The following is a 19,045-nucleotide window of genomic DNA, read 5'->3' on the forward strand; positions in this document are numbered from 1 at the left end:
AGGTTTTTCTAAGCTTTTCAGTAATAAAATATATATGATCATCAGAAGTACGCTTATACAATTCCGTTAGCTCAAATTTCATGTAGGAGGAGGTGTTTGTATGAATAAGATGCTTTTCATATTTGCAATGAGCGTTCTGGTACTCGTACTCTTCAGTTGTAGTCAGCTCAACCTCTTTGAGCCAAAGTCTAAGATTTCAGTCATTTTTTCATCAGCTGTTGAAGGCGAGGGTGACGTCACAAAAGTCCAAGAATACTCTTCGTATTCTTCTACAGTATTACAGGGACTGAACAAAAGAGAGGAAGCACCATGGATCAAGGATATACAACACCTATACGTTAAGGTTTCCAAATTTTCATACAAGTATTCAACGGGTCCCGGGGCTGGAAAATGGGCAACTCCCACAACTGTTGAGAAAGTTATCGATTTGACAGCCCTTGATAGCGAGACCGAGTGGCTGAAGTTCGATGTTCCAAAAGGAGCAGTTATAGTTGCCCTTGCACTCGAAGTCACACAAGCAACAGTAACTATAAATGACCAGAGTTATCCGGTAACTATTCCAGCTGAAAAGGCAAGAGTTGTTCTTCCAAACCTCAACTGGGAAGTCAAAGATGATTCTTCGGAGATTGTCCTGAGCATTGACTGGAGCAGGAGTATCATAAAGTCAGGTCCGACAAGTTACATGCTTGTTCCAAGGGTTGCATACAGATGGCGGGGAACTCTTAAGTACTTATGGGCTATCTACGGGGATATAAAAGTTAACGAAGCCACACCAACCGAACCACTACTTATCGGTCTGTTCGAAGGAACAGATACAAGCGCTACACCGACGGTTTTGAAGTTGATACCTCTCAGGAACGAAGGCAAGTTCTGGCTTGGTAAACACGAAAAAGGTATATATACTATTGTTGTTTGGGACAACCTAACTTGGGAATTTGAAGATGAAAAATACGTGATTTCTGCAAGAAAAGCAACGGAAACCACATTTGAGCACGGCAAGGAAACAGCACATACAGAACTTCACTTGGCTTATAGTAAATAAAGGAAAAAGCCCCGACGGTCAACCTCGGGGCTTTTTATTTTAGTCAGTTTGAATTAAGATTTTTCTGAGTTTTGTATAATAGAGATAAATCAAAACAAATAAGGTAACTACAGAACCTACGAGTGTTCCCCAGGTTGCTAATATTTTCCATCCCTCTAACTTCGCTTTTGATATGAATAAATTCATTGGGAACAGTATTCCAAGAGCTATTCCAAGCATTATTCCTTCTATTAAGAATGTGGCTCCAACTGAGAACGGCTGATTTTTTGCTTTACCTGGGCTTTTGAGGCTGTAGTATGCTCCCACCAAAGCACTGAGTATAAACAAAGCAAAAGATATTGCAACGTAAATCAATGAAGTAGACGAAAATCGCCCAAACAAAGCCGAAACAATTGTGATAATAATGAATAGTGAAATGTTTATAAATACAGGTATCATGAGTTTAGGGAGTATGAGATTTTTTGGCTTTACTGGGAATGTTCTTACAACAGCTTTGTATTGCATCTCGTTCGCCGTTAAAATTCCAGACTCGATTGCACAGTAGATCCCAGCAATTGCGACGAAAGGAGTTACCGAGGCTATTGGAGAGTTTGAAGTAAAAAACATAAAGAGTGAGAAGAGCGCTGGATAAAGGATAAGGAATATGAACTGTTCATTTCTAACCAACAGTTTCATATCTTTCCAAAGTATGCCACCCATTTTCGATGAGTACGATTCTTTTCTAAAATAGTCTTTTCTTTCCCTCACCTTACCACGTGTGCTTTCAAAACCCACAGTACCAGCAAGTTTCCAGAAAATAAACAGTGCTATTATGGATACAGTTAGTATCACCATCGTATTTGAAAGCTTTTCCGAATATGTCCATATGAGTATGTTGTATTTAGAATTCGCAAAAGATAACAATCTTATAAAGTTTTCGTTTTCTCCGAGATCTTTTATGCCAACATCTTGGAAATACATGAAACCAAGGTATATGAAGATAAGTGAAAGTAGTATTATGGTGTTCAATATTCTAAGGTATCTCTTCGATGTTACACCGCCAAATAAGACAGCCAGCACGGCAGAGATACTTGAAAGAAAGACCAAATGAATTATAGTTTGGATTATGAATGCTAATACGTTCTGCTTAATACTTATGGCGTACGCTAACGCGGTTGCTACGAAAAATCCAAGTGTAAAAGCCTGACTTGAAAGCGTCACGATTAAGTAGTACAAAGTTATTATGTTTCTTTTTATTGGTAATGTGAGGAGGAATTCCACGTCTTCGTTTCTTGAAAAAGCGTACATCCCGGTTCCAACGAACCCCACCACGTAAAAAAGAGAGAATATTGATATAGTCAGAAAATAAAAGGCCTTAGCAACATCTGGAATAGATACCAACGTCTTGTAGATTTGGTAATTTGAGACGTAAATGAATATCGACATCGGAAGAGTGGAAAAAAGCAATACGATAAGATATCTTAATCCTTGGTTTATCGAACTCTTTGACTCTTTTTTCTTTCTTCTCTTTGAACTTTGTTGTTGATTTTGTTGCATCAAACTGAGTCCGATGTATTTGAGTAATATATTTAGCTCTCGCATACTTTTCACCCTCGGCTCGGAAAATTCTAGGTTTCAATCAAAGATTTTCGACAATTTCTTGAATATCTTCGGTAGCGGTGAGTGAGAGGAATATATCCTCCAAGGATTTACCATATCTATCCTTCAATTCCTCAACCGAACTTTCTGCAATTACTCTTCCTTTGTTTATTATCGCAACTCTGTCGCACATCTTTTCGGCAATTTCAAGTATATGTGTTGTCATGAAGATTGTTGTACCTTCGCTTGCGTATTTTCTAAGAAGCTCCTTAAGTATTCTTGCACTTTTTGCATCCAATCCTACTGTTGGTTCATCCAAGAACAAAACTTCTGGCTTTCTCATTAAAACCGAAATCAGCATTAGTTTCTGTTTCATACCATGCGACATTTCCCCAACAAACTTTGAAAGATAATCCACACCAAACGCATTACACAGCTCTTGTATTCTTTCCTCCAACTGCTTTTTATCCAATCGATACACTGCAGCGATGAAATCCAAAAATTCGTACCCTTTCAAGTGTTCGTAAATTTTTGGTTCATCCGGTACAACACCGATTCTTCGCTTTATCTCAACCTCACTATCTTTCATGTCAAGTCCAAGAATCTCCACTTGACCACTCGTTGGCTTGAGGACACCAGTGAGCATTTTTATGGTGGTTGTTTTTCCCGCACCGTTTGGTCCAAGAAAACCAAATATTTCGCCATTTCTTACTTCAAGGTTTATACCATCCACTGCGGTAAAATCACCAAATTTCTTCACAAGACCGACGGCTCTGATAGATATCTGATTCATAAATTCATCGGCTGCAAACACATTCATTTTTGACATCGTATACAGGCAGCCGCTTCCCTCCTTTCTAACATCCGTGTTTTACTTCTTTGCTCAAGCTTTAGTTCTGTGTGCTATAAAGTATCACTAACCTTTTTGGTAAGCATACTGAATTAAAAAAAGCTAACCGCCCGAACGATTTGATAACGGGGCTTCTATTTAATTATACCACGTTTACCTGAGGCTTAGCTACATTGATTCTACGATTCGAATTAGAAAATCATCAGTACCCTTGCGTTAGTTAGAATATGCTTTTTACTTTAGCTTTGAAATCATCTTTTTCAAATTAGCCATCTCGAGAGCTGCTAATGCAGCTTCAAATCCTTTGTTACCACTCTTAATTCCGGCACGATTCAACGCCTGTTCAACCGTTTCGGTTGTCAAGACACCGAATGTGATTGGTACACTCGAAGTCATGTTGAACTGGGCTACAGCTTTTCCTATTTCGTTTGCAACGACGGTGAAATGATATGTCTCCCCTTGAATAACAGCACCGAGGACAATTATTGCATCAAATTCTTCTGAACAATTTCGAACCAGTTCGTTCAATACAAAGATGACTTCCATACTTCCTGGGACGCGAATAACAGTGATGTCTTGTTCTTTGACGCTGTGTCGTTTCAAGCAATCGACTGCGCCTTCGAGTAATCTTTCAGTAACTGTGCTGTTGAATCTTGGAACGATGATTGCAAATCTCATATTTGTTCCCTCATAGCTCCCCTCGATGAGTCTTAGTTGTTCTTGCATTTACTATACCTCCTTTTCGAATAATTCTTCAAGCTGATGATGAAACTTTATTAACTTGGTTTTTAAATAGAACTCGTTGTACCTTGTTATCTCCCCGTAAAGTCTTTCTGAATGTCTTATCCTAATTCCGTATTTTTCGAGTTCATCTACTTTTTCTTTGTTGTTAGTCAAAAGAATTACTTCCTCAACGCCGAGGGCTTTTAACATTTGGTAAGCGGCAGCGTAATCTCTTTCGTCCGGCTTGAAGCCAAGTGCTATGTTCGCTTCGTGCGTGTCGTATCCAGAATCTTGAAGGTTATACGCCTCTATCTTTTTTGATAAACCTATCCCACGACCTTCCTGCCTCAAGTACAATAAGATGCCACCTTTCTCTGAGATCTTACGCAATGCGTTTGAAAGTTGACTTCCGCAATCACATCTTAGGGATGAGAGCGTATCGCCGGTAAGACATTCGGAATGTACCCGTACGTATGGTGTTGTGCCTTTTTCCCACTCTTTCAAGAGTGCTATGTGTTCTTTGTGGTCCAAATTGTTTTCAAATGAAATGATTTTGAATTCACCGAATCTTGTTGGAAGTCTTGCTACTGACTTAACTTTCATAAGTTCTGTATTCTTGACATAGAATCTCCATATGTCCGATATGTTCAAAACTTTAAGTCCGAATTTTTTTGCTAATTGGAATACGTGCTCAATGTTGTGTGATTCACCGTTCTCATCAAGGATTTCCGTTATCACACTGAATGGTTTGAAACCGGAAAGTTTCATAAGTTCTACCGAAGATTCACTGTGCCCACGTCTCATTGTAAAGTCTTTCGCACCTATCAATGTGACATGACCTGGGTATCTGAAATCTGAAAGCGTCGTTTGAATATTTGCAAGTTGTACACAAGTTTGCGCACGTTCAAAGGCGTTAATTCCCGTTCCGTTTCCAAAGTCTATTGGTATGAAATAATTAGCGTTGTAGTTGGTGGGAAGTTTGAAAAACCCCCTTTTTAAAAGGTTTTCCTCCGGCCCCACGATGCAAAATAGACCTTTTCCATATTTGAAAAAGAACTCTGCCACACTCTCATTCATGAGCTCAGCAGGAAAGACGAGGTCTCCTTCTACTTCTCGTTCATCATCCAATATGATAATAGGCTTGTTATTCAGAAAATCATTCCTAATTGATTCAAGAAGTTTTTGTTCCATGAATCAAGCACCCCTTTCACGTATCTGGACATTATGTCAATCTCGTAGTTAACAGGTTCTCCTAATTTGAGGTGTTTCAGATTCGTGTTCTCAAGAGTATGAGGTATTACTTGAACTTCAAACGTTTCTTCAAAGACGTTTGCAATTGTAAGGCTCACACCGTTTATGGCGATTGAACCTTTTGAAACCACTGCCCAGCTTTCCTTTGGCTTTTCGAATACCATTATTAGAGAATTTTTCGCTGTTCTTTTCGAAAGAAATCGAACAGTTCCATCTACGTGCCCGGTCACAAAATGTCCGGAGAGCGACTCACCAACCCTCAATGAGCGTTCTAAGTTGAAATATTTTCCCAGCCTAAGGTTTGTTTTCCTTAGTGTTTCTTCGCCAACATCGAAATATAGCTTTTCACCAGCTGAGATCACTGTTAGACACACACCGTTAACCGCTATACTTTCTCCAATTTCTGGAATGTTTTGTTCAGTATTCCAAGGATTTTCAACGATGAGTCTTTTTCCATCAAAGTAGCCTTTGCAGACAAATTGGATTATTCCGGTGAACACCTTTTCATCACCACCATCAGTTCTCTCTTGCTTTTTGAAACTTTGACGGAAGTTATTGAAAAATTTATATCACTATGTTCGATTTTTCTGCTTAGATTTTGGAATACACTTTTTCCAACCCCGAATGTCTTTGTAGCGTAAAACGCGTAGATCTCATCGCTGAATTGTAAAAATTGAGAAAAAATGCTGGCACCACCCTCTACCAAAACCGAATCTACACCCATTTTCCCTAAGATTTGCAAGACTTTTGTAGGTTCTGTTTCGTTTAAAATTCTTACATGGTCAAGTGCAAGTGTTGAGTTTGTCTTTGCGGTATTTGTAAATACAAATACTTCTCTGCTAAATTCAGGCCTAAAGATATTAAACGACGGATTGTTGAGTGTCACACCTTCTTTGTCCAACACCACTACTTTTGGATTTTTGAGCTGAGTTTTGGAACTCTCAAAGCGAACGTTAAGTAAGGGATCGTCTTTGATAACTGTATTTGCCCCAACGAGTATCGCACTGTGAGTTTTTCTCAACTTATGTACTTCTTTGCGAAGTTCTGTTGTTATCCATTTCGAGTTACCATCTTCATCGGCTATCATCCCATCAAGCGTCGCTGCGTACTTTAAAGTAACGTACGGTAATCCTGTGGTTATATATTTTAAAAAGAACTTAGTCAGCTCTTTAACGTCTTTTTCTAAAATTCCTATTTCAACATCGATACCGTTCTTCTTGAGTTTCTCTAAACCGTTTCCACTTACCGGGTTCGGATCCAAAGTACCGATAACGACTCTTTTAATACCGCTTTCTATTATCGCATCGGTGCAAGGAGGTGTTTTCCCGTAATGGTCGCAAGGTTCAAGTGTAACGTAAAGTGTAGCTCCCAATGTTGAGTGACCTTTTCTTTTTGCATCAAATAACGCTTCCCGTTCCGCATGTCGTCCTCCGTAACGTTTATGATACCCTTTCCCTATGATTTCTCCGTCTTTCACAATAACTGCTCCCACTGGAGGATTAGGATTTACACGTCCAAGACCCTTTTTCGCTAAGTTAATCGCAAGTTTCATGAAGTACTCGTCTTGTAATTTTTTGGCACGCATGTCGAAACCATACCTCCTTTGTATAGTAAGAAAAAGCCCCGAGAAATACTCTCGGGGCAATTTATCTACAAACAGTTTTTTGTTCACAAACTTGTGCTACTCTCTCCCATCCGGACTTTCACCGTCGGCTCCGGAGTTCCACCGGATCAACCTTCTACCAAACTTTTGTATGGCAGAAGGCTCGCGGGCTTTCACCGCCGGTCGGGAATTTCACCCTGCCCCGAGAGTAGCTGGTGTATCTAGCTATTAAATTTTTAGTTCTATTCTTTACGCATACGTTTTATCACAATAAGAGGAAAAATCAAGAGTCTCTATTTTAAACTGCCGTTCTTAAACTTGAGCAAGAAGAACATGAACGGAGCACCTATTAGTGCTGTGATGATACCTACAGGTATTTCAACAGGATTCAGTAACGTCCTTGCCAGCGTGTCACAGACGGACATAAGCATACCACCTATGAGTATGGTGGCCAATAAGTTCTTACTGTGTTTCGGTCCTGCTACAATACGTGCCATATGTGGGACTATAAGCCCAACAAAACCGATGATTCCTGTTTTGGAAACAAAGGCTGCAGTAACAAATGAGCCAAGTAGATAGAAGAGCCATTTTAATGCTTCTACGTTGATTCCCAAACTTTTTGCTTCTTTCTCACCAAGGGTCATCACATCTAAACGTTTGCTCAATGCAAATGAAAGCAGTACAAGTACTCCAAGAGAAATCGAAGGTACTATCAAATCATGAAACGTTATTCCAGAAAATGTTCCATAAAGCCATACATGTCCGCTCACAAGTGTCTTGTTTGCTATGTTTAAAAGCAACATACTTCCAGCAGAAAACAATGTGCTAACAAGCACACCGCTCAAGACAAGGTGAACTGTTGGAACGACGCTTCCTTTTTTTGCTAAAACAATGGAAAGTGTAGATGCAACCAGGGCGAAGATAAAGCTCATCGTTGGAATGCTGACATGTGCTATTGAGTTCACAATGAAATATATAGCCAGAAGAGCTCCAAAGCTTGCGCCTGCTGAAGTGCCAATAAGATAAGGATCAACAAGAGGGTTTTTCATGATAGCTTGGAATATGTTACCGACCAAGGAAAGAGCTATGCCTGTCAAGGTAGCCATGAGAACTCTCGGCAATCTTAGGTTGAAAATTAAGTACCTTTCGGAAGTTTCTTCGCCGATTAGTTTGAATAACCTTATCGGACTTACGTAAACTGTTCCAAAGGATAAGTTAACTAGGAAGACGATGACAAAAACGACAGGGAGCAGATACCTCCCTGTCGATTTTAACCAGCGAATCAGCTTTTGCAAGAATTACTTACCTCCGTAGAAGAAGTTGTAGAATACTTCAAGATAATCGAAAAGATGCGGAGCAGCTTGGCTTACTTCACTGCCATCAACAATAAAGACTTTCCCAGTTTTTACAGCTTTCAAGCTTTTCATTATTGAATGGTTTTTTACAGCCTGTTCAACTTGCTTTGGATCTCCGTATGCGCCAATAATTATGATATCCGGATCTTCTTTTACGAGCCATTCCCAGCTTACCGATAACCATCCATTGTTTCCGCTGTAAGGTGCCGCGATATTTCGTCCACCGGCGATAACGATTAGTTCGTTCATATAGGAACCGGTTCCTGCGGTCCACAATTCTTTTACCTTGTCATCTGGAACAGTTATTGTAAAAAATACCGTGGGTCTTTTTTCCAATGGGATTTTCGAAGTTTTTTGTCCCATCTCGGTCATCTTTTGCCGGAGCTGATTTACAAGCTTATCGGCTTTCTCTTTAACGTTGAAGATCGCTCCCAACTGTCCAACAGCCTTTATTATATCGGTCAGTGTGTTTGCATTGAGAACGTAAGCTGTCAACTTTGCTTTTTCTAACTTTTCTACTTCAGGAAACTGAAAACCACCGAACATTATAACGAGGTCAGGCCTTAACGAGTAGATCTTTTCAATGTTGAGAGGGACCATATTACCGATGTTTTCTGCCTTCTGATAACTATCCCAAGCGGTGACACCTATAATGCGATTTTCTAATCCGAGTGCTTGTAAGTATCTTGTTGCGCTTGGTGCAGCGGAGACAACCCTCCTTGGTGGCATCGGAATGTTTACGATCCTTCCAGCGTCATCAACAACAGCGATCGCAAGTGACAGGACCGACGCAAGAAGCACGACAGCCAGTACAACTTTCCTGAAAGAACCTGAATCCAAAAGCTTCACCATACTAAGACACCCTCCCTCTTTGCAAAAATTTATCGCCATCCCCAGGCTACGTGGTGGATGGCAACCTTCCTCTGCATGCCAGGTCTCCCGACTCACGGATCATCCTACTCCCTGCACCTTCCCAGCTCCAACTGAGCCAGTGGCTTTCTGCAGGTTTCGTCCCCGCTCACGGTGGCGGCCCCGTGCCGGATTTTCACCGGACTTCCCTTAAACATGCAAAGGGAGGTTTATTTGACTTTTTCCTATATTATACACGAACAATCCAAAATCAACAACCACAATTTTTACTGACTTTACCCCTTTAATAATTTCTAACGGCTTTATTTCCGGGCTTCAAACCCACTTTTCTTAAGTAGAATACGTTAAACAAAGAGTATGCTCCTGTTATCAGAAGGATTATATCGGAGAGTGATAATTCATTCGGTCTTTCTCCAAACAAGAGATTCACAAATGAAATCAAATATCCCAAGAGAACATAACCGGCAGCTATGGTGAAAAGCACACTACCAACATAAAGGTGAGCTATTCTAAAAGAGTAAGACGTACTCCCAAATTCTCGAAAGGCAGTCAAAAAAATCAAGGTGAATGAGAAAATCACGAGCGAAAAGATGAAATCACCTCTTATTATGTACATTAAGAATGTCAGGAGTGAGAGGAAAAGCTCTAATCCTAAAATCTTATTCAGGCTTCTCATAAAATCACCCTTCCAATGCTGTAAACTATCAGAGATAGGATGTACGAAATGGATAAGCTATAAATCACGGCCAATAACGTGTATTTCCAGCTGTTTGTCTCGCTTTTGATTGCAGCGAGCGTTGCAAAACACGGCATATAACCGAGAACGAACACCATCAACGTTGCACCTATTACAGCATCAATTGATATATTTGCTACATTTTGGTAAAACTGCGAAAGTGACGATACGATAACCTCCTTAGCAACACCTCCAAAGATAAGGGATGCAACAATTTGCCAGGAGAACCCCAAAGGAGCGAATAAAGGTTGGAGGAACTTTCCAACTGTAGCAACAAAACTTCTCTCTATATCTCCATTGGCTGGAAAATAACTAAGCGCCCAAATAACAACACTAGCGACAAAGATGATCGTTCCTGCTTTCTCTAAAAAGTGCTTTCCTCTATTCCAGACGTACGTTAAAACGTTTGAAAGTTTTGGAAACCTGTACCTTGGTAGTTCCATAACAAGTGGAACCGCTTGGCCTTTGAGTATGAATTTGTTCACTAACCTTGAAGAGACTGCTGTAAGTAATAAGCTCAGAACGTATATGGCAAAGAATGCCTCAGCTTTATGGTTAGGGAATGCGATGCTAACAATCAGCAAGTAAACAGGGATTCTTGCACTACAGCTTATAAATGGAGAAACCAGTATTGTGGTTATTCTTTCTCTCTCGTCCGCTAGTCCGCGAGCTGCCATAACTGTGCTGACATTACATCCAAATCCTAACAGAAGTGTCATAAATGATCTCCCCGTAAGTCTGAGTGAGTACATGAGCCTATCAACGAGAAAGGCTATACGTGGGAGATAACCGCTTTCTTCCATAATACCAAGTGCGAAAAACAGTGCGAATATGCTCGGAACAAATGCTAAGACACTTCCAACTCCATTTATAATTCCTTGAGATACTAGCGATGTCAGTAATGTATCACTACCCACGGCATTTGCCAGTTTCTCGAAAAGGTATTCAAGAAGACCTACGAGAGGTTCGGAGACTTTAAATGTGAAGTTAAATGCAAGATACATAAGTGATATGAATATTGGGATACCTATAAACTTATGTGTTAAAACGTGATCAAGCGCTTCCGTGACACCAAGTACTTCTTCATTTCTCTTTATAGCCAGTTGAACAACATTTGAAATGTATTGGTATTTAACCAAAGGAATCTCGGTTTTCATATCGGGCGATATGCTATTCAAAATCTCATTTGCGCATTCCTTTTTGACAAAGTCATGGGCAAATTTATCACCTTCGATTATTTTTACCGCCATAAAGCGTTTGTTGAATTGTTCAGTCACACACTGCTCAAGTGACCTTATTTTTTCTTCGATCTCCTTTCCATAATCAAGCATTAGAGGTCTTGTTTGCTTTTTAAACACACTTATTATTTTTTCTTTGAGTTCCTCGATACCTTCGCCCGTATGAGCGGACGTGAGCACCACAGGAACTCGCAAATACGTTTCCAATGTGTTTTTATCTATCTTTATTCCATTCTTCTTCGCTTCATCGATGGCATTAAATACGGCAATGACGTTTAAACCCAATTCAACAGCTTCCAGTAACAGATATATCCCTTGCTCTGGACTCATGCTGTCTATAATAACCACTGTCACGTTTGGAGGAGAAAAAATCAAGTAATCTCGTGTAACTTTCTCGTCAACAGACGTTGCCGTCAAACTATATACCCCGGGTAGGTCAACAAAATGGAGTGTGTAGTCACCAAAAACAGTGGCACCTTCTATTCGGCTCACAGTGACACCCGGCCAGTTGGCTACATACTGACGTGCACCAACCAGCTTGTTAAATAAACTGGTCTTTCCAACGTTTGGATTCCCAAGCAATCCCACGGTGATAATCATTTGTGATCACCCTTTGTATTATCCTCCAAGTTCTTTAAATTTCCAGAATACTCGGATGTATTTCCATTTCGAGTATCGACTTGGCCTTGTTGATTTTGATGAACAGCTTTGACTAATATTTTCGATAGCTTTCCGAAACCTATATCGAATGTGCCAAGGGTGGTGACAACCTTCCTGTTTGGCAAAAGCGTTACTGTTGTTCCTTTTGTTATGCCAATTCTTGAAAGCCACCTGTGGATTCCAAATCCACCTACAATTTCATTAACGACGTATTGGCCGGGAACAGCATGTGAAAGAGGAAATACCGAATCGGTGAGTAAGTCGACCTCGACAAGTTCTGCTTCTGACTGTCTTAAACTGATAATTTTATTGAAGACCTTGTACATCCTTGGATCACCCATTGGTGCGCTCTTAATTACAGTTACTTTCACGCCAGGTAGAATTCCTATCGCTCTAAGTTTAGGAGATATATCGGAATCTCTAACGTGTTTTACAACAGTACTTGCACCAACGGGGACTTCAGACAATTTCACAAAGCTCACCTCTCTGTAAATTCGACAGATTCGCATTTTTTTCTTCTCAAATTTAGATCAACCTATACTTTTTGCTTGTTGAGAATTGTTTTCAATAAGATTATACTTGATGAATTCTTTGATGTCAACAAAACCGAAGATTTTTAGATTTTCTATATAGATAAATGCCAAATAAACGCTGTTATGAACACTTTTCATTGACGATAAGCCAAAAAAGTGTTAAAATACATGTATGATTATTCTTGCACATTCTTTCGCCAAAATAAGTCATTTGAAAAAACTTCGAAATCAAAAACATGAAGTGGGGGGCTTTACATGCGTACTATTAGGGAGATGTCTCGTGAGGAACTTTTTAGGTTTGTTGAGGAGAACCAAGTTAGGTTCGTAAGGTTGCAGTTCACTGATATTAACGGGATGATGAAGAATGTAGAAATCCCTGCAGATGAGCTCGAAGGAGCTTTGAACGGTGGAATTATGTTCGATGGTTCATCCGTTGAGGGTTTTGCAAGGTTGCATGAATCGGATATGTACCTTAAGCCGGATTTGAGAACTGTTGCGATGCTTCCCTGGACTTTTGATGGACACAGAAGCGCACGAATAATTTGCGATGTTTATAGTGATCCAGAACATCCCTTCGAAGGTGACCCACGGTACAGGTTGAAATTGGTTGAGGAAAAGGCACGAAAAATGGGATTTGTACCTTACGCAGGTCCGGAGGTTGAATTTTTCATACTTCCAAGGCAAAACAATCGGCCAGTTTTTGAATTTTTAGATAGTGGGAGTTATTTTGATTTACTTCCTGTGGATATAGCTGAGCATATAAGAACGGAAGTTTCAGTTCACCTTGAAGAAATGGGATTAGATGTTGAAACCACACATCACGAAGTTGCACCGTCGCAACATGAGGTTGATTTCCGGTATGCTGAGCCAGTAATTGCTGCAGACAATGTTCAGACGGTAAAGCTTGTGATTAAAACGCTTGCTATAAAGAATAATCTTCACGCAACGTTTATGCCAAAACCTTTCTTTGGCGTTAATGGAAGTGGAATGCATGTTCATATGAGTCTATTTACACTCGACGGTAGAAACGCCTTTTACGACGAAACCGCTCCGGATGGAATTTCTCAGATAATGAAATACTTTATCGGTGGACTTATCGCACACGCACGTGAAATAACCGCAGTAACAAATCCAACCGTCAACAGCTACAAAAGGCTCGTTCCTGGTTACGAGGCACCGGTTAACATAGCATGGAGCAAAGGCAACAGAACGGCATTAATTAGAATTCCCAAATCGAGAGGAAAAGCTACAAGAATCGAGTACAGATCACCAGATCCATCGTGTAATCCTTACTTAGCATTTGCCGTAATCTTGGCAGCGGGATTAGATGGCATTGAGAATAAGATAGAACCACCTGCTGCTGTTGAGGAGAACATCTATCAGATGTCGGAGAGTGAGAAGCAAAAACGTGGAATTCATAGGTTACCATCGAACTTAAAGGAAGCTCTTATTGAAGCAGAGAATAGCAAACTTGTCAGAGAAGTTCTTGGCGAGCATGTTTGGGAAAAGTTCTCGAGATTGAAAGAAAGAGAGTGGTGGGAATATTCAGCAAGTGTCACTGATTGGGAGAGAAGGAAATACGAGAACATATGAAAAATTCTGAAACAGGGCTATTCCTTCCGACAACGGAAGAAGAAGTGAAAGCTCATGGTTTTAAAAGCCTAGATGTCATCTTAGTGACGGGTGATGCTTACATAGACCACCCGTCTTTTGGTGCTGCTTTAATCGCAAGGTTGTTAGAAAGCAGAGGCTACAAAGTCGGTATAATTGCTCAGCCTGAGGGTCCTGAGGATATAAAAAGACTCGGAAAACCAAATTTGTTTTTTGGAGTTACCTCAGGGAGCGTTGATTCTATGGTTGCGAATTACACAGCGTCACGTAAGAAGAGAAAATCCGACGATTATACACCTGGTGGTATTAACAACAAGCGTCCAGATAGAGCTGTTATCCAATATGTTAATTGGATTAAGCAAGCGTTCAAAGACGTAAAGATAGTTATTGGAGGTATAGAAGCAAGCCTTAGAAGATTCGCACATTATGATTGGTGGAGCGACAGAGTTAGAAAATCCATATTGCTTGATTCAAAAGCGGATATATTGGTTTACGGAATGGGCGAAAGGGCCATTTTAGAAATAGCGCAAAGGACTGCTTCTGGAAAAGATCTCGACAATATACGTGGAACAGTCATTTGGAAAAGTTCTCTGAACGTTTTGGAATCAGAGGAAAATGGTTTGGGTAACGTTAATCTACGCATAATCAAACTTCCTTCATACGAGGAAGTGGTGAATGATAAAAGAAAGTACGCGGAAGCATACCGTTTGATGGTTGAAAACACAGAACCTTTTAAAAACGTAGTCCTCGTTCAAAAGCACGATACAAGATATGTTATCCAGTATCCTCCTGCTTGGCCTCTTACGCAAAGGGAGTTGGATGAGTTATATTTACTGCCATATACAAGAAGAGTCCATCCTTATTATCTTGCCAAAGGACCAGTAAAAGCTATCGAGACTGTAAGATTTTCCATTACTGCTGTTAGAGGATGCTTCGGAAATTGTGCATTCTGCGCAATAACAAATCACCAGTCAACGCACGTTGTTTCACGCTCAACGGAATCTATTCTTGAAGAAGCAAGGATTCTTACAAAGATGCCAGAATTTCGAGGAACCATAGTTGATGTCGGTGGTCCGACAGCGAACATGTTTGCGTTATCTTGTTCAGTTCGAAATACCAAGGGACAATGTCCTAAGAATTGTCTTACTCCAGACATTTGTAAGATGGCTTTAAGTAGCTCATCGAAGAACGATGCCGCAGATGAATTCATTGAGCTTTTGAAGAAAGTCAAAAGTATTCCAGGTGTAAAGCATGTCTTCGTCGGTTCAGGCATAAGACACGACCTGATTCTTGCTTCTTTGAATGCAGATTACATAATCTCATCACTGGTAGATTTCACCTCAGGACAACTTAAGTTGGCACCAGAACATGCACACCCAGATGTCTTGAGAATCATGCGCAAACCACCTGTTGGATTGTTCTTGGAGTTTAAAAGACGATTTGAGGAAGCTGCAAGAAAAAAGGGCCAGAAAAAATACGTTATCGGTTATTTCATCGTTGCTCACCCAGGAGAAGGTGAAAAAGAGAATAAATATCTTCGAGAGTTCATCAAGAAGAATCTTGGATATGTTCCGCAGCAGGTGCAGATATTCACACCTACACCGGGAACACTAAGCACTACGATATATTATACAGGTCTAGAACCGTTTACAGGCGACGAAGTTTACGTAGAGAAAAAAGACAAGGTCAGAAATATCTTCAAAGAAAATATCGTTAATCTTCGATAAAAACTTTCTCTACATATGGACTTGTGAACGCTCTAAGTGCACATCCATAACTCATTCTGAATCTAACAATGTCTCCCGGCCTAAATTCCTTATCACTTTCCGTTGTATCTACAATGAGATGGTCGCTCGATGCGTGGAGCACTTTTAGGCCCTGTTCAAAAGGTATCAATCCATCTGGTTTCACGTCTTGTTCTCCTATTGCAAGTATGATTCTTTTTCTGAGGCCCCTGTCTTCGAACAGTGGCGTTCTTCCGAATGCGTCCTTCCCGATTTCTCCCACAGGAACGGATGGCTTGTAATCAACTTCCACCACTTCTGCCTCTAATATCACTGTATCTTGCCTCAGATAAGGGATATCTCTGTCTCCGGTGGCGTCGGTCCCAAGTATGATGCCTTCTCCAACTCTAAACTGGTTAATCCCATCTGGCAAGGTATTATCTTCCAACATTTTCAAAGTAACCGTGCTTCCACCACTTACAATGAGTTCATACCCCAAACGTGATTCGAGTGTCTTCTTGATTTCAACAAGTAACCCCATGTTTTCTTTCGTTGGTAATACACCACCGTAACAACCTAAGTTAGTTCCTATTCCCCTTAAAATCGCATGTTTCAAATTCCCAACAGTCGAGAGGATTTCTTCGACAGCGTTTTCAAACCAAACACCTTCTCGTAAATCTCCAACATCTATCATATAAATGATATTCACGTTCTTATCTAATTCTTTTGCACACCTGTCAATTTCAAGCGCGACTTGAGGCATGGAAACAAGAAATTCGTCAACCAGACGGATCGCTTTCGGGATTTCGGAAAGCATAGGGATTCTCAGCAACTGAAAAGGTCCAGGAATACCGGCGTGGTATAGATTTTCTATATTCTTCAAACGAGATTCTCCAATTTTGTCAACTCCAGCAGCTCTCATTGACTTTGCAATCAGTGGATTGCCTAAGGACAGTTTTGTTACTCCGACTAGTTCGATCCCTTTTGAATGACAGATTTCAACAACTCTTGAAGCGTTCTGCCTTATCGCAGATAAATTTATTATCATACGCGGATATATACGTTCTGGCTTCATAAGCTTCCTCCTTCCGTTTTTTTCATACCTTTAAACTTTCCAATTTTTCAAGAAACTATGGTATAATACATTGAAGCGGAACTTAGTGACACGAACTTTCTTCACTATCGCGTTCTTGTGATTCTACAGCACAATTTTAAGCTAAGAATGAAATTATGCAAAGTACTTTTTGGGAGGGATTTTCGTGGATAAGCGAGTCAGAGAAGCATATGAGTACATAGCTTCAAAAATTTCTTTAAAACCAAAGATAGCACTTATACTTGGGTCCGGTTTAGGTTTCTTAGCAAATGAAGTGAAAAACGCCCAACATATTAGCTACAAGGATATTCCGCATTTTCCATACTCCACTGCCCCTGGTCATGAAGGAAAATTGGTCTTTGGGGAGCTTTTTGGAAAAGAGGTTGTTGTTTTAAGTGGAAGGTTTCATATATACGAGGGTTGGAATCCCACTGATATAAAACTTGTCATTCACACATTGAAGCTTCTTGGAATTGAACGCATGCTTGTCACAAATGCAGCGGGTGCGATAAACACAAGTTACACTCCGGGAGACATAGTCATGGTTAAAGACGTTATCAACCTTATGTTTAGAAATCCACTCAGAGGACCAAACGATGAAGATATAGGTCCAAGATTTCCAGATATGTTAGGTGCTTTTGACAGAGATTGGATGGAGAAAGTGAAGGAAGTTTTCCCGGAAATGAAAGAAGGTGTTTATATTGCAGTAACAGGTCCTACGTACGAAACTCCCGCTGAAATAAAGGCTTTTAGAAAATTAGGAGCGGACTTGGTAGGTATGTCAACGGTACCGGAATTGATTGTCTGTGCACATAGTGGGATAAAAGCCTTGGTGTTTTCTTGTGCAACAAATATGGCGGCTGGAGTACTTGAACAGCCTTTATCACACGAAGAGGTCGTTGAAGTTGCTAACAAGGTTAAAGAAAAGTTTATTGAAGTAGTTAGAAAGGCTTTGGAGGTGCTGGAATGAATCGTGATTTTCTCTCGATAGTAGGAGAGCTAAGTCTAGCTAAGAAAATATTGGTTGTTGGACATATTATGCCTGATGGTGATGACATAAGTTCTGTCCTAAGTGCTGCACTGGGACTGAGAAGATTGGGAAAAGAAGTAATGTCTGGTATAGACTGGAGGATCCCATGGTATTTCTACGAGTTCGAAGAAACGAACCTCATAAAAAGTTACGATGAGATTATCCAAACCGGCTTTCAACCAGACTTTGTCCTCGTACTCGATGCATCGAGTCCTGATAGAATAGGACGATTTCAGGAGTTTCTCAAGAAGATTAACTCTGCGGTGGTTGACCACCATGGTACCAATACACTCTTTGGTACGCTTAACTGGGTTGATACGAAATTCGGCTCCACAGCCCAGATGGTTCTCAGGCTCAATACAGAACTTGGTGTGCCGTACGATGGAAGGCTTGCAACTATTAATTTAATGGGGATAGCTACTGACACGGGCTTTTTCAGGTATTCGAATGCTGACGAAATTGTTTTTTCGGACGCTACAAAACTAGTTTCTATGGGTGGGAAATCGTATTTGGTTTCAAGGATTTTTGAAAACAAGAGAATAGAGCAATTCAAGTTACTTTCAACAATGGTTGAACACATTCAGACAGAAAACAACGGACAAATCGTTTATTCTTACCTCTCTAAGAAGGATTACGAGTCAAATAACTGTACAGAAGACGATAGCGGTGGTTTTGTTGGTGAACTGCGTTCAATACAGGGTGTAGAGCTTGCAATCTTCCTTTCTGAATACGAACACAATGAAGTGCACATAAGCTTTAGGTCAAAAGATTGGTTTGACTGTAGCAAATTAGCAGTTTTACTGGGTGGTGGAGGACATCCACGAGCTGCAGGTTGTACACTAAAAGGAGAATTACCAGTTATAATAGAAGAAGTAATTAGGGAAGCTAAGATCATGTATGATGCCCAACTGAAGGCGTTAGAAGGTGTTCACTAATTCGTTAAGTCTTTATTCAGCATTTTTTGTTTTCCGCGCACCAAGTTTGAGAAAGAATTTTGGCTGGGGGGGTTTTTCACGTCATTATCAGGACGAGAGACTTTTCTAAAGCGCTTTATAGGTACTGAGCAAGTTATCGAAAAAGATGAGGGAAGATTCCTAGAGTGGACTTCTGATCGGAACATTGTCGAGGATTTCCGAGAGTTCGTTGTA

At 40.4% G+C, this 19,045-nt stretch carries 17 protein-coding genes and 2 riboswitches; of the genes, 5 read left to right on the forward strand and 12 right to left on the reverse strand.

Annotated features, from left to right (window positions below):
- Window positions 1-100: 100 nt before the first annotated feature.
- Window positions 101-1,042 (forward strand): DUF4382 domain-containing protein, encoded by a 942-nt coding sequence (locus CBS1_RS01985; RefSeq protein WP_090222585.1) that lies wholly within the window; start codon window positions 101-103, stop codon window positions 1,040-1,042.
- 39 nt (window positions 1,043-1,081) lie between these two features.
- On the opposite strand, the gene CBS1_RS01990 is transcribed toward CBS1_RS01985, so the two are convergent.
- The 11 genes from CBS1_RS01990 to CBS1_RS02040 form a co-directional block, all read right to left on the reverse strand.
- Window positions 1,082-2,623, reverse strand: a complete 1,542-nt coding sequence (locus tag CBS1_RS01990; protein WP_090222587.1) for a hypothetical protein — start codon at window positions 2,621-2,623, stop codon at window positions 1,082-1,084.
- Window positions 2,624-2,660: 37 nt separating this feature from the next.
- Window positions 2,661-3,449: an ABC transporter ATP-binding protein gene (locus tag CBS1_RS01995; RefSeq protein ID WP_407918648.1), complete on the reverse strand. Its 789-nt coding sequence runs from the start codon at window positions 3,447-3,449 to the stop codon at window positions 2,661-2,663.
- A 255-nt stretch (window positions 3,450-3,704) separates the two neighbouring features.
- On the reverse strand, window positions 3,705-4,196 hold the full coding sequence (gene ribH / locus CBS1_RS02000; RefSeq protein WP_090222588.1) for a 6,7-dimethyl-8-ribityllumazine synthase: 492 nt from the start codon (window positions 4,194-4,196) through the stop codon (window positions 3,705-3,707).
- Between the two features lie 3 nt (window positions 4,197-4,199).
- On the reverse strand, window positions 4,200-5,384 hold the full coding sequence (locus CBS1_RS02005; RefSeq protein WP_090222590.1) for a bifunctional 3,4-dihydroxy-2-butanone-4-phosphate synthase/GTP cyclohydrolase II: 1,185 nt from the start codon (window positions 5,382-5,384) through the stop codon (window positions 4,200-4,202).
- On the reverse strand, window positions 5,342-5,944 hold the full coding sequence (locus CBS1_RS02010) for a riboflavin synthase (protein ID WP_090222591.1): 603 nt from the start codon (window positions 5,942-5,944) through the stop codon (window positions 5,342-5,344). The genes CBS1_RS02005 and CBS1_RS02010 overlap by 43 nt, the downstream gene beginning before the upstream one ends.
- Window positions 5,929-7,029: a bifunctional diaminohydroxyphosphoribosylaminopyrimidine deaminase/5-amino-6-(5-phosphoribosylamino)uracil reductase RibD gene (ribD, locus tag CBS1_RS02015; RefSeq protein ID WP_090222593.1), complete on the reverse strand. Its 1,101-nt coding sequence runs from the start codon at window positions 7,027-7,029 to the stop codon at window positions 5,929-5,931. The genes CBS1_RS02010 and ribD overlap by 16 nt, the downstream gene beginning before the upstream one ends.
- Window positions 7,030-7,123: 94 nt before the next feature.
- Window positions 7,124-7,261, reverse strand: a riboswitch (FMN riboswitch).
- Window positions 7,262-7,340: 79 nt separating this feature from the next.
- A complete protein-coding gene (locus CBS1_RS02020) occupies window positions 7,341-8,342 on the reverse strand; it encodes a FecCD family ABC transporter permease (protein WP_176759491.1) in 1,002 nt (333 codons plus the stop codon).
- Between the two features lie 3 nt (window positions 8,343-8,345).
- Window positions 8,346-9,254: an ABC transporter substrate-binding protein gene (locus CBS1_RS02025; RefSeq protein WP_033191036.1), complete on the reverse strand. Its 909-nt coding sequence runs from the start codon at window positions 9,252-9,254 to the stop codon at window positions 8,346-8,348.
- A 60-nt stretch (window positions 9,255-9,314) separates the two neighbouring features.
- Window positions 9,315-9,485, reverse strand: a riboswitch (cobalamin riboswitch).
- 70 nt (window positions 9,486-9,555) lie between these two features.
- The gene (locus CBS1_RS02030) at window positions 9,556-9,948 is read right to left on the reverse strand and encodes a hypothetical protein (protein WP_090222594.1); all 393 of its coding nucleotides are present in this window, start codon (window positions 9,946-9,948) and stop codon (window positions 9,556-9,558) included.
- Window positions 9,945-11,846 carry a ferrous iron transport protein B gene (feoB, locus tag CBS1_RS02035; RefSeq protein WP_033191038.1) on the reverse strand — a complete coding sequence of 634 codons (1,902 nt, stop codon included), beginning with the start codon at window positions 11,844-11,846 and terminating at the stop codon, window positions 9,945-9,947. The genes CBS1_RS02030 and feoB overlap by 4 nt, the downstream gene beginning before the upstream one ends.
- On the reverse strand, window positions 11,843-12,379 hold the full coding sequence (locus tag CBS1_RS02040; RefSeq protein WP_084384034.1) for a FeoA family protein: 537 nt from the start codon (window positions 12,377-12,379) through the stop codon (window positions 11,843-11,845). Before CBS1_RS02040 ends, feoB begins: the two co-directional genes overlap by 4 nt.
- 333 nt (window positions 12,380-12,712) lie before the next feature.
- On the opposite strand from CBS1_RS02040, the gene CBS1_RS02045 reads away from it, so the two are divergent.
- Window positions 12,713-14,032 (forward strand): glutamine synthetase family protein, encoded by a 1,320-nt coding sequence (locus tag CBS1_RS02045; RefSeq protein WP_090222631.1) that lies wholly within the window; start codon window positions 12,713-12,715, stop codon window positions 14,030-14,032.
- Entirely contained in the window at window positions 14,029-15,777 is a 1,749-nt protein-coding gene (locus CBS1_RS02050; protein WP_033191039.1) for a YgiQ family radical SAM protein, read from the forward strand. Before CBS1_RS02045 ends, CBS1_RS02050 begins: the two co-directional genes overlap by 4 nt.
- Here the strand turns inward: CBS1_RS02050 and CBS1_RS02055 are convergent.
- Window positions 15,764-16,849 carry an alanine/ornithine racemase family PLP-dependent enzyme gene (locus CBS1_RS02055; RefSeq protein ID WP_033191040.1) on the reverse strand — a complete coding sequence of 362 codons (1,086 nt, stop codon included), beginning with the start codon at window positions 16,847-16,849 and terminating at the stop codon, window positions 15,764-15,766. The genes CBS1_RS02050 and CBS1_RS02055 overlap by 14 nt on opposite strands.
- 184 nt (window positions 16,850-17,033) lie before the next feature.
- Here CBS1_RS02055 and CBS1_RS02060 point away from each other — a divergent pair, with 184 nt between their 5' ends.
- On the forward strand, window positions 17,034-17,837 hold the full coding sequence (locus tag CBS1_RS02060) for a purine-nucleoside phosphorylase (protein WP_033191041.1): 804 nt from the start codon (window positions 17,034-17,036) through the stop codon (window positions 17,835-17,837).
- On the forward strand, window positions 17,834-18,832 hold the full coding sequence (locus CBS1_RS02065) for a DHH family phosphoesterase (protein ID WP_033191042.1): 999 nt from the start codon (window positions 17,834-17,836) through the stop codon (window positions 18,830-18,832). The genes CBS1_RS02060 and CBS1_RS02065 overlap by 4 nt, the downstream gene beginning before the upstream one ends.
- Window positions 18,833-19,045: the final 213 nt, after the last annotated feature.

This window comes from Fervidobacterium changbaicum (assembly GCF_004117075.1).
Taxonomy (GTDB): domain Bacteria; phylum Thermotogota; class Thermotogae; order Thermotogales; family Fervidobacteriaceae; genus Fervidobacterium; species Fervidobacterium islandicum.

What these genes read in the sequence shown, in the direction of transcription:
- CBS1_RS01985 (WP_090222585.1), top strand. Translation starts at nt 101, where the DNA reads ATGAATAAGATGCTTTTCATATTTGCAATGAGCGTTCTGGTACTCGTA.
- CBS1_RS01990 (WP_090222587.1), bottom strand. Translation starts at nt 2,623, where the DNA reads ATGCGAGAGCTAAATATATTACTCAAATACATCGGACTCAGTTTGATG.
- CBS1_RS01995 (WP_407918648.1), bottom strand. Translation starts at nt 3,449, where the DNA reads ATGTCAAAAATGAATGTGTTTGCAGCCGATGAATTTATGAATCAGATA.
- ribH (WP_090222588.1), bottom strand. Translation starts at nt 4,196, where the DNA reads ATGCAAGAACAACTAAGACTCATCGAGGGGAGCTATGAGGGAACAAAT.
- CBS1_RS02005 (WP_090222590.1), bottom strand. Translation starts at nt 5,384, where the DNA reads ATGGAACAAAAACTTCTTGAATCAATTAGGAATGATTTTCTGAATAAC.
- ribD (WP_090222593.1), bottom strand. Translation starts at nt 7,029, where the DNA reads ATGCGTGCCAAAAAATTACAAGACGAGTACTTCATGAAACTTGCGATT.
- CBS1_RS02025 (WP_033191036.1), bottom strand. Translation starts at nt 9,254, where the DNA reads ATGGTGAAGCTTTTGGATTCAGGTTCTTTCAGGAAAGTTGTACTGGCT.
- CBS1_RS02030 (WP_090222594.1), bottom strand. Translation starts at nt 9,948, where the DNA reads ATGAGAAGCCTGAATAAGATTTTAGGATTAGAGCTTTTCCTCTCACTC.
- feoB (WP_033191038.1), bottom strand. Translation starts at nt 11,846, where the DNA reads ATGATTATCACCGTGGGATTGCTTGGGAATCCAAACGTTGGAAAGACC.
- CBS1_RS02045 (WP_090222631.1), top strand. Translation starts at nt 12,713, where the DNA reads ATGTCTCGTGAGGAACTTTTTAGGTTTGTTGAGGAGAACCAAGTTAGG.
- CBS1_RS02050 (WP_033191039.1), top strand. Translation starts at nt 14,029, where the DNA reads ATGAAAAATTCTGAAACAGGGCTATTCCTTCCGACAACGGAAGAAGAA.
- CBS1_RS02055 (WP_033191040.1), bottom strand. Translation starts at nt 16,849, where the DNA reads ATGAAGCCAGAACGTATATATCCGCGTATGATAATAAATTTATCTGCG.
- CBS1_RS02065 (WP_033191042.1), top strand. Translation starts at nt 17,834, where the DNA reads ATGAATCGTGATTTTCTCTCGATAGTAGGAGAGCTAAGTCTAGCTAAG.